This is a genomic window from Variovorax sp. RA8 (genome assembly GCF_901827175.1).
Classification (GTDB): domain Bacteria; phylum Pseudomonadota; class Gammaproteobacteria; order Burkholderiales; family Burkholderiaceae_C; genus Variovorax.
Map to the genome: position 1 here is coordinate 4,451,949 of NZ_LR594662.1, position 16,247 is coordinate 4,468,195.

Annotated in this window: 14 protein-coding genes; 8 read left to right on the forward strand and 6 right to left on the reverse strand. The window is 61.2% G+C overall.

All coding sequences use genetic code 11. The features are described from left to right. Positions 1-460: 460 nt before the first annotated feature. From E5P3_RS20880 to E5P3_RS20905, 6 genes are all read right to left on the reverse strand, one after another. On the reverse strand, positions 461-2,251 hold the full coding sequence (locus E5P3_RS20880; RefSeq protein ID WP_162587718.1) for an acyl-CoA dehydrogenase C-terminal domain-containing protein: 1,791 nt from the start codon (positions 2,249-2,251) through the stop codon (positions 461-463). Between the two features lie 142 nt (positions 2,252-2,393). Next, positions 2,394-2,924, reverse strand: coding sequence for a MarR family winged helix-turn-helix transcriptional regulator (locus tag E5P3_RS20885; RefSeq protein WP_162587719.1), 531 nt, complete (start codon positions 2,922-2,924; stop codon positions 2,394-2,396). A gap of 84 nt (positions 2,925-3,008) precedes the next feature. Continuing rightward, positions 3,009-3,815 (reverse strand): alpha/beta fold hydrolase, encoded by an 807-nt coding sequence (locus tag E5P3_RS20890; protein WP_162587720.1) that lies wholly within the window; start codon positions 3,813-3,815, stop codon positions 3,009-3,011. A gap of 120 nt (positions 3,816-3,935) precedes the next feature. After that, the gene (locus E5P3_RS20895) at positions 3,936-5,153 is read right to left on the reverse strand and encodes a xanthine dehydrogenase family Fe-S subunit (RefSeq protein ID WP_162587721.1); all 1,218 of its coding nucleotides are present in this window, start codon (positions 5,151-5,153) and stop codon (positions 3,936-3,938) included. 5 nt (positions 5,154-5,158) lie between these two features. After that, entirely contained in the window at positions 5,159-6,010 is an 852-nt protein-coding gene (locus E5P3_RS20900) for an FAD binding domain-containing protein (protein WP_162587722.1), read from the reverse strand. After that, positions 6,007-8,388, reverse strand: a complete 2,382-nt coding sequence (locus E5P3_RS20905) for a xanthine dehydrogenase family protein molybdopterin-binding subunit (RefSeq protein ID WP_162589774.1) — start codon at positions 8,386-8,388, stop codon at positions 6,007-6,009. Before E5P3_RS20905 ends, E5P3_RS20900 begins: the two co-directional genes overlap by 4 nt. 467 nt (positions 8,389-8,855) lie before the next feature. On the opposite strand from E5P3_RS20905, the gene E5P3_RS20910 reads away from it, so the two are divergent. The 8 genes from E5P3_RS20910 (at position 8,856) to E5P3_RS20945 (ending at position 16,245) form a co-directional block, all read left to right on the forward strand. Then, positions 8,856-9,173, forward strand: a complete 318-nt coding sequence (locus E5P3_RS20910) for a non-heme iron oxygenase ferredoxin subunit (protein ID WP_162587723.1) — start codon at positions 8,856-8,858, stop codon at positions 9,171-9,173. Next, the gene (locus E5P3_RS20915; protein ID WP_162587724.1) at positions 9,170-10,423 is read left to right on the forward strand and encodes an NAD(P)/FAD-dependent oxidoreductase; all 1,254 of its coding nucleotides are present in this window, start codon (positions 9,170-9,172) and stop codon (positions 10,421-10,423) included. The genes E5P3_RS20910 and E5P3_RS20915 overlap by 4 nt, the downstream gene beginning before the upstream one ends. Before the next feature lie 26 nt (positions 10,424-10,449). Further along, on the forward strand, positions 10,450-11,760 hold the full coding sequence (locus E5P3_RS20920; RefSeq protein WP_162587725.1) for an aromatic ring-hydroxylating oxygenase subunit alpha: 1,311 nt from the start codon (positions 10,450-10,452) through the stop codon (positions 11,758-11,760). Further along, entirely contained in the window at positions 11,757-12,272 is a 516-nt protein-coding gene (locus E5P3_RS20925) for an aromatic-ring-hydroxylating dioxygenase subunit beta (protein ID WP_162587726.1), read from the forward strand. Before E5P3_RS20920 ends, E5P3_RS20925 begins: the two co-directional genes overlap by 4 nt. A gap of 17 nt (positions 12,273-12,289) precedes the next feature. Continuing rightward, entirely contained in the window at positions 12,290-13,285 is a 996-nt protein-coding gene (locus tag E5P3_RS20930; protein WP_162589775.1) for an amidohydrolase family protein, read from the forward strand. 23 nt (positions 13,286-13,308) lie between these two features. Next, on the forward strand, positions 13,309-14,352 hold the full coding sequence (locus E5P3_RS20935; RefSeq protein WP_162587727.1) for a 2,5-dihydroxypyridine 5,6-dioxygenase: 1,044 nt from the start codon (positions 13,309-13,311) through the stop codon (positions 14,350-14,352). Then, entirely contained in the window at positions 14,349-14,990 is a 642-nt protein-coding gene (locus E5P3_RS20940) for an isochorismatase family protein (RefSeq protein WP_162587728.1), read from the forward strand. Before E5P3_RS20935 ends, E5P3_RS20940 begins: the two co-directional genes overlap by 4 nt. 76 nt (positions 14,991-15,066) lie before the next feature. Continuing rightward, positions 15,067-16,245 (forward strand): ABC transporter substrate-binding protein, encoded by a 1,179-nt coding sequence (locus E5P3_RS20945; protein WP_162587729.1) that lies wholly within the window; start codon positions 15,067-15,069, stop codon positions 16,243-16,245. The last annotated feature ends 2 nt before the right edge of the window (positions 16,246-16,247 follow it).

Here is a 16,247-nt window from a genome sequence, read left to right on the forward strand (position 1 = left end):
TGTGCACCTCAGAAGGTGTCAAACGTTGTTAAGGCGCTCGATGGCAAACGCGGGGTTGCGCCCCCGTCTTCCCCATGAGATTCGATTCAAGCCACAAGGGCGTCGACTCAGAGCCAAACCGCAGAGGCTCTTCTCCCTTCCTCGCATCTTTGGTGTCTACGAGACAACAGGGTGACGCACTCTGGCCATCTACCGGCGTGCGGGTCTGGTCAATAGCATAGAGTGCGCTGAGTCAGTGACCAGCAGCTCCTTGCAGGCAACACCTAGAACTACTCACATGCGCGGTTTCACTGAGCACCAACCTCCATGGATCGAGATCATTTCAAGGGTGACTTGATGAATCAAACTTTCAATGCAAGTTCTACGGCTGACGACGTTCTTGCTGGCGTTGACCCTCGAGGCTGGCTGAGCGTCTGCTCCCGATTTGACATTCAAGAGACCACCTGCCGCCTGGTTTCTACTAGTACATTTCGGTTGGCAGCGCATTCACGCTCTCTGCACCATCCACGATGTTGTCGCGAACGCCAGGCGCGCGGCTGAGGATATGGTCGGCGTAGAAACGCGCGGTGGTGATCTTGGCCTGCATGAAACCTGTATCCGTTCCGTTGGCCAACTGGTCCTCGGCGACCATCAGCGCACGGGCCATCTGCCAGCCCGCCACTAGGTTGCCCGCCAGCATGAGGTAGGGCACGCTGCCTGCAAAGGCGGCGTTAGGGTTGGTCTTCGTATTGGCGGCGATGAAACCGACCACGTCGACGAAGGCCTGGCGTGCGGCCTTCAGGCGGACCAGCACGACCTTGGCATGGGCACTGCTGCGTTTCGCCAGTGCGGCTTCGGTCTTCTCGATCTGTGCAGCGATGGCCTTGGCGCCAGTACCGCCGTCGCGCGCGGTCTTGCGGCCGACGAGGTCGTTGGCCTGGATCGCGGTGGTGCCTTCATAGATGGTGAGGATCCTGGCGTCACGGTAATGTTGCGCCGCACCGGTCTCCTCGATGAAGCCCATGCCACCGTGCACCTGCACACCCAGGCAAGTGACCTCCAGGCTCATCTCGGTGCTGTAGCCTTTGACGAGCGGCACGAGGAACTCGTAGAACGCCTGGTTTTGCTTGCGTGCTTCGGCGTCCGGGTGGTGGTGCGCCGCATCGTAAGCGGCAGCGGCCACGCTGGCCATGGCACGGCAACCCTCAGTGGAGGCGCGCATGGTCATGAGCATGCGCTTGACATCGGGGTGGTGGATGATCGGCGCGGCCGTGCTCATGGAGCCGTCGACCGGTCGGCTCTGCACACGGTCCTTCGCATAGCCCACGGCCTTCTGGTAGGCACGCTCGGCAATCGCGATGCCCTGCAAACCCACGGCGTAGCGGGCTGCGTTCATCATGATGAACATGTACTCAAGGCCACGGTTCTCCTGGCCCACGAGGTAACCCACCGCGCCGCCGTGGTCGCCGTACTGGAGCACCGCCGTCGGGCTCGCCTTGATGCCCATCTTGTGCTCGATGCTCACGCAATGCACATCGTTGCGCGCGCCGAGCGAGCCATCATTGTTCACCATGAACTTCGGCACGACGAACAGGCTGATGCCCTTCACGCCCTCCGGCGAACCGGTCACGCGGGCCAGCACCAGGTGCACGATGTTCTCGGCCATGTCGTGCTCACCATAGGTGATGAAGATCTTGGTTCCGAACACCTTGTAGCTGCCGTCCGGCTGCGGTTCGGCGCGGCTGCGCACCGCCGCGAGGTCGGAGCCCGCCTGCGGCTCGGTGAGGTTCATCGTGCCAGTCCATTGCCCGCTCACCAGCTTCTCAAGGTAGATGGCCTTCAGCTCGTCGCTGCCTGCGGTCAGCAAGGCTTCGATGGCGCCGTCGGTCAACAGCGGGCACAGCGCGAAACTCATGTTCGCGCTGTTGAGCATTTCACCGCAGGCCGCGCCGATGGTCTTGGGCAGGCCCTGGCCGCCGAAGTCCACCGGATGCTGCAGACCCTGCCAGCCGCCTTCGGCGTACTGCTGGTAGGCTTGTTTGAAGCCCGGGGTGGTGGTGACCTGACCGTCCTTCCAGGCGGAGGGGTTCTTGTCGCCTTCGAAATTCAACGGGGCGATCACGCCCTCGGTGAGCTTGGCACATTCCTGCAGTACAGCCTGCGCGGTTTCGAGGCCGGCGTCCTCGAAGCCCGGCATCTGCGCCACCTGATCGATGCGCGCCAGATGCTCGATGTTGAACAGGATGTCTTTGAAGGGAGCGACGTAGTTCATCCAAATTTGCTTCTAGAGCAACTCCGAAATAGTGTGGGAAACGCTGTCCTGCATGTCGGCACAAGCTTGCCGGCTAAAAGTCAGGGACGATGTATGGCCGCTGCCACTGAACTGGAGGTCAGAGCAGTTCAACTCAGCCGGTTTAGCTCAGCTTGCCCGTCTTTTCATGTGCGTCCACCAGCTTGGCTAGAAGCCTCATGAACTCGACACGTTCTTCTGGAGATAGCGGTTCGATGAGCAGTTCTTGAGAGCGATGGATGCTCCCTTGCAAGTCGTTTATCAGGTTCAATCCCGGCTTTGTGATGACCGAAAGTCTTGACCGACGATCATCAGGATTTACTCTGAATTCGACCAACCCTTTGTCTTGCAGCCGTTTGAGCACTTCCGCTGCCGTCGTCCGGTCCAACACAAGCTCTCGGCAAATGGCTTTCTGATCAAGCCAAGGGTTCACCGACAGCGCTGTCAGCATGCCGACCTGGAGGGGTGTGATGCTCTCGGACTTGCATAGATCGAAAAAAATTGCCTGCCCAATCTGGGTCAACCGACGAATCAAATATCCTGGGCGGCGCCACATGACTTCACGCAATGGGCTAAAGGGTTCGGGCCCCTGGGGCTTTGCCGAATCTGTGGAGTCGACTGTCTTTTCCTGAGCAGGAGAACGCTTTTTCATCATCTCGATATCGCCGATAGTGTCAGTTGGCGAGTTTATCGACTCCCTCCATGGAGGCAGGAAAACCGAGCAGCGTCCGAACATCGTCTACAGCAAGTCGACCTTTAGGTACTCGCCCAGCAGACGATGGAAGTCCACCTCGTCATCCCACGGAATCATGTGGCCGGCAGCAGAGGCCTTGCATTGCTTCAAGTCGGGTGCGAGCACTTCGATTTCGGCCAGGTCTTCCGGGAGCACGACACCGCCTTTCCCTGCCGTCATGAGAAGTCCAGGCGTTCGCAGCTTAGGAAGATCTGCGTGTATGTCGTCTTCGTGAAAGCCCACGTGTGCTTGGACGATAGCCTCCTCGCTGCACGTGTGAAGCCACTCGGCCCGCAATTGCAGGTGTTCCACTTTCCAGGTCGGAGCATAGGGGCGAAGCTCTTCTGCCGTGATTCCCCTGATCGCCAACTGAATCGACTCTAGGTACCAAGACAGCGGCACGGGGTAAGCCCGGCGACCTGGGCCGGACATGGGAGGATCGATAAGCAACAGCCTACCTATGCGCCGTGGGTCACGTGCCGCGGCGCGAACCGCAACGCGAGCACCCATGGAGTGTCCTAGCACTAACACGGATGACCACCCCAGAACGTCCATCAAATCGAGCACATCGGCCGCCATCGTGTCGAGGCTTGCGTCCATTCCTGGCGAGCTGAAGGACAAGCCGCGTCCACGAAAGTCAAGCACATGGACGTCATAGTGCCGAGCCAGCCTCTCGGCGACAAAACCCCAGGTGACCGCAGGGCTCGTGATCCCGGGCAACAGTAGCAAACGAGGGCCCTGCCCTCCATAGCGCAGGAGGTGCAGACGTACACTGTTGGCGCGCACGTGATACCCATGAAGAAAGGAACTCATTAGGACTCCTAGGTGATCCCCTCGCCCGGACCTTCTGATTCCAGGCAAGCGGTGGGACAGATGCAATGAAGCGCTGGACCTTCGCACCAAGGGTGCTTCCCGCACCCTGCACGTGTGGCCTTAGCCTCGCGGAGGCTTTCCAACCCAGCCACGGATGCGATTCCAGAGCACGCTCCACATCATTCCCGCGATCGATACCGAAGGTTGCGGCTCGTTGGGAACAACTGCTTCGCCACCCAGCCTGCGGGTGATCTGCTTGCCGAAGTCCGCCACCATACGGCGCACAAAGTCCTTGACGAGGCCGGAGCGGGAGAACTGGGCAAGCGGACCCTGCAACGCATAGACCATGTCCACGTGGACCCTGGTGCTGTCAGCCGACAGAGCTTCCAATCGATAGGTGATGTCGCCCTGGGTGCGCGACTTGCTCAAACTGTCCTGGCCCGCGCCGCGAAGGACGGCGCGCTTGGCGGCGTCGTCACGCTCCAGCCGCGCGGCGCCAGCAAAAGCCGCCGACATCGGACCAAACTTAATGGAAATGCTGCCCCGGACCTTCTCCCCCTCGTGCGAATCGACGGTTGCGCCGGGCAGACAGGACGCGACGGCAGGCAAGTCGCCCATGAACGCCCAGACCCGCTCCATGGCATAAGGCACATCGAAATGGACTTCGATCGCGTTGCCCTTGGCTTTGGCCTTGGCCATCGCCACCGGATCGACTTCCGCCAATTCCGCAGAAGTGGCCCCGTTCACAGCGGGTGACTTGCCCGGAGCGTGCGCAGGCACGTCTTTCAACACGGCAGCCGCGACCGGCTTCATCGCGACCATTCGCGGCGCGCTCAATCTTTGCCGCAGTTGTTCAAATTGCACGTCAGGTGCGTCGCGCTGCTGTTGCAGCACGTCCAGAATGGCATCCACGATGCCCTGGTACCCGGTGCAACGGCACAGGTTCCCGGACAATTCCAGGCGCACCCGCGCTTCGTCGGCGTTGGGCAGACGGAGCACGATGTCGCGGGCAGTGGTCAGCATCCCGGGGGTGCAGAAGCCACACTGCAGCGCGTGGTGGCGCGTGAACGCCGGCCGCAGTAGTCGCATGACCGCATCGTCGTCGTAGCCCTCAATAGTGGTGACCTCCCTGCCTTCGCATGCCACGGCGAACGTGATGCACGAGCGCGTGGGCTGGCCGTCCACGAGCACCGTGCACGCGCCGCAGACGCCGTGCTCGCAACCGAGGTGGGTGCCGGTCAACTGCAGTTCGTCGCGCAGGAAGTCGCCAAGGTGCATCCTGGGCTCGGCATCCCGTCGGAAAGTGCGGCCATTTACTTGAATGGAAATCGGGTCCAAGTCTCTTACTCCGCTTGTTTGAGATCGGCAAAGATGCCGGACTGCTCGAGGGCGCGCTCCACACAGGCCGTGAAAAGCTTCCGGTCGATGGCATCGCGTTCGGGGAGAGCGGTGCGGACAGCGGCCCGCAGTTGCTCATGACCCGCGGCACCGGCCCCCCTGGCCGCGATGTTGGCCGCTAGTTCTCCCAGTAGAAGAGGAGGACCGTCGGCAGCCCCCAGCACGATTCGTGCACGCGCGTGCGATGCATCGAAACAGACCGCCGCACTCGCTTCGGCAAATTCGCCTGGCTTGCGGCAGACCTTGTGATAGCCCCAATGCAACGTTCGCGTCTCTGACGGCACGGCAACAGAGACGATCAGTTCATCGCTCTCCAGAACTGTCGTGTACGCTCCAAGCATCAGCGCGTCGGCCTCAATCGTGCGCTCACCGCGCGGTGACTTGGCCACGATGCGCGCACCGAGTGCCGCGAGCGTGACCACCCAGTCTGCGGCCGGATCGGCATGCGCCAGGCTGCCGCCGACGGTGCCGCGGGTGCGGATCGCCCGGTAGGCGATGCCGCCTGCGACTTGGCGCATCGGGTGCGCCGCTAGCGGCTCGTGCACGCCGTCTTCTATCTCAGCGTGCGTGACGGCAGCGCCGATCTCAACCCAACCCTCCTTACGACGGACGGTGCGCAGACCGGGGATGTCAGAGATATCGACCACGTGCGCTGGGCGCGCCAACCTAAGGTTGAGCATGGGCCCGAAGGACTGGCTTCCGCCCATGGCTTTGGCAGTGCCACCGCCCGTCGCCAGCACCGCGAGGGCGTCACTCACTTCGAGAACGCGGGTGTATGCAAAACGAGGGGCTTTCATTGGGCGCGCTCCTGTCCCAGCGTCGATTTCTCAAGGGCCTTGAGCAAGCGGCGTGGCGTCAACGGGGTCATCAAAACCTCGTCGGCGCCCGTGCCGCGCAACGCGTCGTTCACGGCGTTGAAGATCACCGCAGGCGGCGCGATCGCACCGCCTTCGCCCACCCCCTTCGCACCGAAATCGGTGTGAGGCGAAGGGGTCTCAAAATGTTCGATACGGATGCGCGGCACTTCCGTGGCGCCCGGAAGGATGTAGTCCGCAAGGGTGGAGGCCAAGGGCTGGCCTTGCTCGTCGTAAGGGCTCTCCTCGTACATGGCCGTGCCGATGCCCTGCGCGATGCCACCGATGGTTTGTCCTTCCACGATCATCGGGTTGACCATGGTGCCGCAGTCTTCGACCACGACATAGTCAAGGATTTCAACCTCGCCCGTCTCAGTGTCGACGGCGACCACCACGGCATGCGTCGCGTACGTGAAGGTCCCGGTATCGACATTGGGTTTGTACGCACGGGACACTTCCAGCCCACCCAGATGAACGTTCGCCGGTAAGTCCTGCGGGGTGAGGTACCAAACCCGCCCGACCTCTGAAAGGGGAATCGACTTGTCGCCAGCGACAGCGCGCCCTTCGATCAAAGCAACCGCGCTCGGCTCCACGCCCATGAGGTAAGCTGCAATCGATTGGATGCGGGGCAATAACTCTTTGCACGCGGTCGATATGGCCCCGCCGGACATGACGGTGGCGCGAGACGCATAGGTTCCAGAGGAGAACGGCGTCAGCGCTGTGTCACCATGCACGACCCGGATTCTGGCGACCGGAATGCCAAGAACGTCGTTGGCGATCTGCGCAAAGCTGGTCTCCATGCCCTGCCCATGCGAGTGCACGCCCACACGCACTTCGAGCCCGCCATCCGCCGTCATCCTGACCATCGCTTGATCAAAACCGGGCACTACAGGTAGCCCCCAGTTGGCGAACACAGTGGTCCCGTGGGCTGACTGCTCGGTGTAGGTGGCCGTACCGAAACCGATCCGGCGCCCGTCAGGCTCTCCACGCGCCTGCCGCTCGCGGACAGCCGCCACGCCGATCATCTCCACTGCGCGCCGCAAGCTCGCTGGAAAGTCGCCGCTGTCAAAGTGTTTGTTGGCCACGTTGACGTAGGGCATCGCAGCAGCCGGGACCAGATTCTCCATCCGGACTTCCCAGGGCTCACGACCGACTTCCCGCGCCACTGCGTCCATGAGCAGTTCGATCGCGAAGCAGACGCCCGTGCGCGCCACGCCGCGATAGGCCATGAACCCGGGCTTGTTGGTCGCGACACACAGGGTTTCACAGCGGTAGCCGCGAAAGGTATACGGACCCGGCAGGTTGCCGATCGCCTGCCCCGGCTCCAAGCCCACGAAGAAGGGATAGTAGGAGTACGCCCCGCCGTCGATGGTGATGATAGCGTCCAACGCCAGAAGCTTTCCAGTTCGGTCCGCGTAAGCCGTTAGCTGGTAGTGATGCTGTCGCGTGTTTGCTCCGACGATCAGATGCTCACGACGATCTTCGAGATATCGGAACGGCGTGCGATAAGTCTTGGCCAGCCAAGCCACGCAAAGATCCTCGGGATAGAGCTGCCCCTTGTAGCCGAAGGCGCCTCCGACGTCGGGCGACACCACGCGCACCGCCTCTTCATTCATCGCGAGGTGCTGGGCAATACCCACACGCAGCAAATGCGGCACTTGGGTCGCACTGACCACCACAAGCTGCTCAGTCTGGAAATCCCAGTAAGCCAGCACCGACTTGCCCTCCAACGGCACGATGCACTGGCGCGACAGTTCCACCGTGCGGCTGACCTTCACCTCCGCCTTCGCTGCCAACTCATCGAAGTCGCGGTTGGCACGCAAGGTGAGGAACCGGTTGTCCTTCCACCCAGGGTGCATGAACTCTCCGGTGGCTGCGAGGGCCGACTCCACATCGTAGTAGACCGGCAGTTCCTCATAGGAGATCTGCACATCCTCCAGCAAGTCTTCCGCCACGGCACGGGTAGGGGCCACCGCCATCGCGATGGCCTCCCCGACGTGGCGGACTCTGCCTGATGCCAGGGGCGGCAAAGCCGAGAACTGATACGTGGGTATTGAAGAGGGTGATCCGATGTCGGCCGCGTCCGACATCATCTCGCGGAGGAACACCTTCCCGGCGAACTTGTCTGGGATCTCAACGCCAGTGATGGAGGCGTGCGCCAAAGGGCTGCGCAGAAATGCCACCTCCTGCATCCCAGGCAGCACGAAGTCACCCACGAAGTTGCCCTTGCCCACCAAATGACGTGCGTCTTCCTTGCGAGGTACCCGGGCACCAATGCCCTCGCGCTTCAACAGCCTCGCCGGAATGTCTGATCGGTCCATGCGCTTCTTGTCCTTCACCAATGTCTTTGTGTCGGCCGGCACGGAATTGGGCACCTGTGGAACCACCCCGCGGAACCTCCGACGCTGCATCTAGATGTCCTCCCCTGACGTGATCGGCCACATAGGCCAGGTCAGTGGCACTACGCGTAGCCCCCCTACTTTGCAAGCAGGGTCTTCGTTGAGGAAGAATCACGATATGCCAGTTAACTTGCACAAGTATATGCCTGATGAATGCGCATGGAAAGCGGGTAAACGCTGATGGGTGCCAGGCAACACCTTGCGCCCCCATTCTGGTGCCTTTTTCCAATGAACGCGGCAAATTTCTGCACCATAAGAAGCAGCCCTTCCGGTCAGCATGGTGCATTGCACCATAGTGCAAACCCGCACTTGAAAACAACAACGCACCTCCGTAATATGACCGTACACTGTCATAAATCTTTAGTGCTGAAAGTTACAGGAATAGAGCCATGGATTGGATCAAGGTCGCCTCGGCGCAGGAGCTCAGCAACGATGAGGCGAAGACAGTCAATGTGGCCGGTCGTGGCATCGCGCTGTACCGGATCGACGACGAGTTTTTCGCTACCGATGGCATGTGCACACATGCCACGGCGTTGCTGTCAGAGGGGTATGTGGAAGACGGCTGTGTGGAGTGCCCTCTGCATCAAGGTCGCTTTGACATCCGCACCGGAAAGGCTATGTGCGCACCGGTCACGGTGGACCTGCGCATCCACCCCGTGAAACGAGAAGGAGACGACATCTACGTGTTGTCTCCCGCGAGCGAATGACGTCGCCCGGCGTTGTCATCGTCGGCGCGGGCCAGTCTGCAGCCGTCGCTGCGCGCACCCTGCGCGAGCAGGGCTACCGAGGCTGCATCACGATGCTCGGTCGTGAACGCCACAGACCGTACGAGCGGCCGCCCTTGTCAAAGGCTGTCCTGACAGCCGTTGAAGAGCCCAGGCTCGACGTGCTCACGGAAGATGCCTGGGTGCGCAACGATATCGAACTGCTGAGCAACAGCGAAGCGGTTGCCGTGGATCTGCAGCGTCGGCATGTCCGCCTCGCCGACGGTCGGGTGATCGGGTACGAAAGGTGTCTGATCGCCACAGGCGGGGAAGCCCAGACGCTACCCTTTGTCCCTACCGCCCACCCCCGGGTGCATCACATCCGTACCCTGGATGACGCACGCAGGCTGCGTGCCTCCCTTCAGGTCAGGCCCCAGGTCGCGATTCTGGGTGGTGGCTTCCTAGGTCTCGAGGTCGCCCACTCGGCGCTCTCTGCAGGCGCATCGGTCACGGTTCTCGAACGCGCGGCCTCTCTGCTGGTTCGCTTTCTGCCATGCGAGGCGTCAGCCTGGCTGGAAGCCCGTATGCGGGATGCCGGTGCGAAGCTCCTGCTCGGGGCCTCCCTCAGCGACGTCCATGCATCGCCCAGCGGTCGCATGCGCTTGATCGCGGGCGCCGGGGATCTGGAGGTGGACGAATTGATCGTGGCGGTCGGCCTCTCACCCAACGACTCGCTGGCTCGCGAAGCAGGCCTTGAGGTGGCAGCAGGGGGTGGGATTCTGGTAGATGCATCCTGCCGCACCAGCAACGAACACGTATTCGCGTGCGGTGACTGCACTAGCCAGCAACGCCCGGGTCAGACGGCGCCAACGCGCTTGGAGTCCTGGCAAAACGCGAACGAGCAGGCACGTACCGCCGCTGCCTCCATGCTCGGCGCCCCTCTTCCCGCGCCCGCAGTGCCGTGGTTCTGGACCGACCAAGGACAACACAACATCCAGGTACTCGGTCTGCCCGCGCCCGATCTCGAATATGTGCGCCGCGGTGACCTGGCCAGCGACAAGGTGATGTGGATCGGCCACCGGGGCTCTGTTCCGCTGCACGGCGTGGTCATCAATGCCGGCTCCGATCTGCGAGCCATTCGCCCTCTTTTCGAACGCGGCCAGCCTGTGCAGTGGGAGGACTTCCCGCTGCACACAACCAACCTGCGTGCATGGGTCAAGCAATTGCAAGCCCACGCCAGCACGACCGCCTAACCCACTCTCATCGCTAAGGAGCTTCCATGTATCAATCGCAGGCGGTCATCGGCATCACGAATGCCCGAAAGAACCCGCCATTGGAGCAGTGTGTCTGGCCCGCGGACGCCCTGAACAACATTCCAGATTGGGTCTACACCAGCCAGGCCATCTATGACCAGGAGATCGAACGCATCTTCCGCGGAGACACCTGGAACTTTGTCGCTCTGGAGGCGGAGATTCCCAACCCGGGCGACTACAAGCGCGGCTACGTCGGCGCCACGCCCGTCGTGATCGCCCGCGCGGAGGACAACACGATCTCTGTCTTCGAGAACCGCTGCGCCCACCGCGGTGCCGAGTTCTGCCGTTCCAGCCAGGGGAATACGAAGGAGTTCGTCTGCCCCTACCACCAGTGGTCGTACGACCTCAAGGGGAACCTGCAAGGCGTTCCTTTCAGACGCGGAATCAACAAGGTGGGCGGCATGCCGGCGGATTTCAAGAACGCCGATCACGGCACCCGTCAGTTGCGTGTGACGACACGGAACGGCGTGGTGTTCGCTACCTATTCCGACAAGACCCCTCCGCTGGAGGAGTACATGACCAAGGAGATCGTCGAGGAGTTCGATGTCGCCTTCTCAGGCAAGAAACTCAAGATCCTCGGCTATTGCCGCAATGAGCTTCCGTGCAACTGGAAGATGTACCACGAGAACCTCAAGGATCCGTACCACGCGACGCTGCTGCACTCGTTCCTCGTGGTGTTCGGCCTGCTGGTGCCGGGCATCAAGTCGACCGTGGTGGCGGACAAGGTTCATGGCCGCCACGGCTTCATGGCTTCGTCCAAGCCCGACGAGATCTATGCCACGGTCGCCGCGAACGACAAAGCGGAGATGCGATCGTTCAGCGACGACCTCAGGTTGCGAGACGAACGTTTCCTGGACTACGTGCGGGAGTTCAAGTCGCCCTGGTCCGCCAACATGATGACTCTGTGGCCGAACCTGATCGTTCAACGTCAGATGAACACCATGGGCGTGCGCCAGATCATTCCGAACGGCCCCAACAGCATGGTGATGCAGTGGACGATGTTCGGCTACGAAGATGACACACCGGAAATGACGCGGCACCGCCTGCGCCAGGGCAACTTGATGGGCCCTTCCGGCTTCCTCGGTCTTGAGGACAACGAGGCCTTGAAGTTCGTGCAAGAGGGCCTGCGCAACTCTTCAACAGACAACAACGTCGTCAAGCTGGATGCCGGTCACGAGGGCTCAGCGCGCAACCTGATCTCGGAGTCTTGCATCCGGTCCCTCTACCAGTACTACCGTGAAGTGATGGAAATCCGTGTCGCGGAGAAAGCAGCATGAAAGAGCGACTCGCCTACGCCAAGACCACGGTGTCGCCCCAACGCGCGGCCGAGTTGCGCGCTGAGATCGACTCCTTGCATGTCGAGTACTGCGCTGCCCTCGACGCGAACGATGTCGAACGCTGGCCCGACTTCTTCTGCAAGGATGCGACCTACCGCATCACCTCGCGCCACAACGCCCTGCTGAACATGCCCGTGGGCCTCGTGTACTGCGAAGGCTTGGACATGATCATCGACCGCGCCCAGGCGGTAGCGCACTCGCAGATGTTCGCACCGCGGCACATGCTGCATGTGCTCGGCATCACGCGGGTGCTGCAGGAAGCCGACAACACGGTCAGTTCCCAGACGCCATTTATCTTGATGCAGACCCTTGTCGAAGGCCCATCCACGGTGCACCTGTCGGGCACATACCACGACCGTTTCGTGCGCGAAGGTGACCGGCTTCTCATCGCCAGTCGCCAGGTGGTGCACGACACGGAAATTCTTGACACCGCCTTGGCCTATCCAGTCTGAGGCCACCTAGGATGAGCATGAACAAAACCCCAAAGATCGCGCTGGAAGAGCACTTCTCCGCCCCAGGATTCGGCGAGTACTCCGCTAAATACACCCGAGCGCTCCCCGCCGATTTCGTCGCCAAGCTCGATTCCAAGCTGGCTGACTTCGATGATCAGCGCCTTCGAGAAATGGACGCGGGGAACATCGAGTACGTCGTGCTGTCGCAAACAATGCCCGGCGTGCAGGCCGAGACAGATCGCGACAACGCCGTGCGCCGGGCGCGCGAGAACAACGAGTTCCTGGTCGAGCGCGTGGCACGCCATCCGCGACGCTTCGGAGCCTTCGCCCACGTGGCTCTGCAGGATCCCACTGCCGCCGCCTGTGAGCTGGAACGCACCGTCGTCGAGTATGGCTTCAAGGGCGCAATGATCAATGGCCACACCCTGGGGCGCTACTACGAAGGTGCGGAATTCGATGTGTTCTGGGAGCGCGCGCAGGCGCTCGGCGTCCCCATCTACCTGCATCCCAACGCGTTCAGTCAGCCGCCAGCGTTGCTGGAAGGCATGCCGGTGCTTCAGGGCGCAGCCTGGGGTTGGGGCGTGGAAACGGCAGGTCATGCGTTGCGCCTGTTGTTTGGAGGAGTGTTCGACCGGTTCCCACGCCTCAATCTTCTTCTGGGGCACATGGGGGAGGCTTTGCCGTACCAGCGCTGGCGCCTCGACAGCCGTTTTTCCGCGTATCCGTCGGGCATCAGGCTGGCACGCAAGCCCAGCGAGTACATCGGCAGCAACATCCTCATCACCACCTCCGGCGTGTGCTCTGCACCTGCCTTGATGGGCGCAATAGGCGAGCTTGGGGACCAGGCTGTTCTCTTTTCAGTGGACTACCCATACGAGTCGACCGCCGAGGCCTGCGCCTTCATCGAGGAAGCACCGCTCACCGACAGAACCCGTGCACTGGTGTGCCATGGCAATGCGCGCCGGCTCTTCAGGATGGGCAGCACGGAGGAGCTCGCGCTCCTGCAGATCTAACACTCCAAACCAAAGGACGAAAAATGCCAGTCAGCGACTATCAGTTGGTCAAAGCGTGGGATGAGGTTCTGAAGCTCAGCAAGGTGGAGCGCGGACAGAAGGTCTCGATCCTGTGTGGCCCTCATACGCATCCGCAAACGCTGCAGACGGCGACGATTGCAGCGCAGGCAGCCGGCGCGATCGTCACCAAGATCGAGCTGCAGCCCATCAACGCGGAAAAAGCAACCAGCCGCGACCGGATGAACTACTTGGGTGAAACACCCCTCACGAACAATCCAGTTGCACTCGCGGCAATGAAGAATAGCGATCTCGTCCTTGACTTGATGGTGCTGTTGTTCTCTCCTGAACAGCTCGAAATTCTCGAGTCCGGAACAAAGATCCTTTTGGTCGCGGAGCCACCCGAGGTACTGGTGCGGGCGATTCCGAATGAGGACGATCGCAAGCGCGTGCTGGCAGCATCGAAGCTCCTCAAGAAGGCGAGAAGGATGCACGTGACGTCGCCGGCTGGCACGGATGTGACCTTCCAGCTCGGAGATTTCCCGACCATCTGCGAGTACGGATTCTGCGAGGAACCCGGGCGCTGGGATCACTGGCCAAGCGGTTTCCTTTTTACCTTCGCCAACGAAGGCGGCAGCGACGGCACCATCGTGGTCGATCGTGGCGACATCCTTCTGCCACAGAGGAACTACGTCTCGGACAAGATCACATTGAACTTGCGCGACGGTTTCGTGCGCAGCATTGAAGGTGATGTCGATGCCGCCATGCTGCGCGAGTTCATGGAGGCCTACAACGATCCCGAAGCCTACGCTATCGCGCACATCGGCTGGGGCATGCAGCCACGTTGCTACTGGCACACGCTGTCGCTGATGGACCGCGAGGCGACAACAGGTCAGGATGCGCGCGCGTTCGAAGGCAACTTCTTGTTCTCGTTGGGTCCAAACAACGAGGCTGGTGGGCCTCGCACAACGCCTTGTCACCTCGACATTCCCTTGCGCAACTGCACAGTGAAGCTCGATGACATCGTCGTGGTTCAAGATGGCAAAGTCATTGACGAGGCTTTTCAATGAGCCCCGATCAGGACATCTATCAAAAGCAGGGCTTCGGCAATACGCTCGCGCCCAAGGCGCCGTTCGGTCTGCTGATCGTCGACTTCGTCAATGGATTTGCTGATCCGCTCACGTTCGGCGGCGGCAACATCGACCAGGCCATTGAATGCACACGCGGCCTTCTGGCGGCAGCACGACATCGCAACTGGCCGGTCGTGCACACGCGAGTTGTGTACCAAGACGATGGGACCGACGCAACCATCATGGCGCTCAAGGTCCCGTCCCTCCTAACCCTGCGCGAGCACGCACCAGAAAGCCATATCGTCCCGCAGCTTCAACCTGTCGGCGGCGAACTGGTGCTGCGCAAAACCAATCCTTCGGCATTCTTCGGTACGTCGCTGGCAGCATGGCTGTCTCAACGCGGCGTGCAAACCTTGCTGATTGCGGGCTGTACGACCAGCGGCTGTGTTCGCGCCAGCGTGGTTGATGCCATGTGCCACGGGTTCCGCCCTCTCGTTGTCACTGACTGCGTGGGCGATCGGTCGCTACAAGCGCACGAAGCCAATCTTTTCGACATGAAACAGAAGTATGCGACCTTGATGCCCTGCGACGTTGCACTGAAAGCAACTGCCGCTGAAGAACAAGGCGTCTCGCCCTGACATCTCAACTGAAATTGCCGCTCGTCACAACCGCGGAGCACTCCGTGCCAGCAACCCCCACTATCTGGAGAAGCAAATGACCATCAAACTCGTTGCCGCCCTTGCGGTATCCCTCGCGACCATCGCAGTCCCAAGCCGTGCCGACGTCATCAAAGTTGGTGTGATCGCACCCATGTCGGGCCCGTTCTCCGCAGTCGGTCAAACGTGGGAAGGTGGCACCAAGGCGTATCAAAAGCTCAATGGCACAACGGCGGGAGGGCACACGATCCAGGTCATCTTCCGCGATCTTCCGGATATCAACCCCGCGCAAGCCAAGGCACTGGCGCAGGAGCTCATCATCAAAGAGGGCGCCCAATACATCGGCGGCCTCTACTTCACGCCCGATACATTGGCTGTCGCTGCGCTCGCGCAAGAGGCCAAGGTGCCCGTCGTGATCTTCAACGCCTCGACGTCGTCGCTGCTCGAAAAGTCGGACTATCTGCTGCGCACCTCGTACACCTTGCCGCAGATGGCAGTCCCCGTCGCCAAGTACGCACTAGAGAAAAAGGTCAAGAACGTCGTCACGCTGGTCAGCGACTTCGGCCCGGGTCTCGATGCAGAGAAAGCCTTCACCACCGAGTTCGTCAGCGGTGGCGGCAAGTTGCTCGAGGCCATCCGTGCGCCTCTGAAGACGACTGACTTCGGCCCTCTGATGCAGCGCGTGAAGGCGCTCAAGCCCGATGCCCTCTATGTCTTCGGCCCCGGCGGCCCGGCCACCTACGCAATGATCAAAGCCTACAACGAAGCAGGCTTGAGGGCTGCAGGCGTGCGCTTTCTCGGCACTGGCGAAACCGATGAAGATCAACTGCGCGCGATCGGCCCGGACCTGCTCGGCATCGAGACCGGCATGTTCTATTCGGCATCACACAACTCGCCTTTGAACAACGCTGTCATCAAGACCCTGGGCGAAGTGGCACCCAAGGCCATCCCGACCGTCCAGCTGGCGAACGCGTTTGACGGCCTGCATGTGATCTATCACATGGTCAAGGCAACGGACGGTAAGCGCGATGGTGCCAAGGCACTGGCTGCTGCCAAGGGCTTTTCGTGGGAGAGCCCTCGAGGCCCGGTGAAGATCGACTCGGTCTCTCGCGAGTTTGTGCAGAACGTCTACATGCGCGTGGTTGAGAAGGATGCTTCTGGTCAATACGTCAACCGGGAATTCCGGACTTTCGAGATGCAACCCGATTACGGACGCATCCAAAACACGTCCAAGTAACG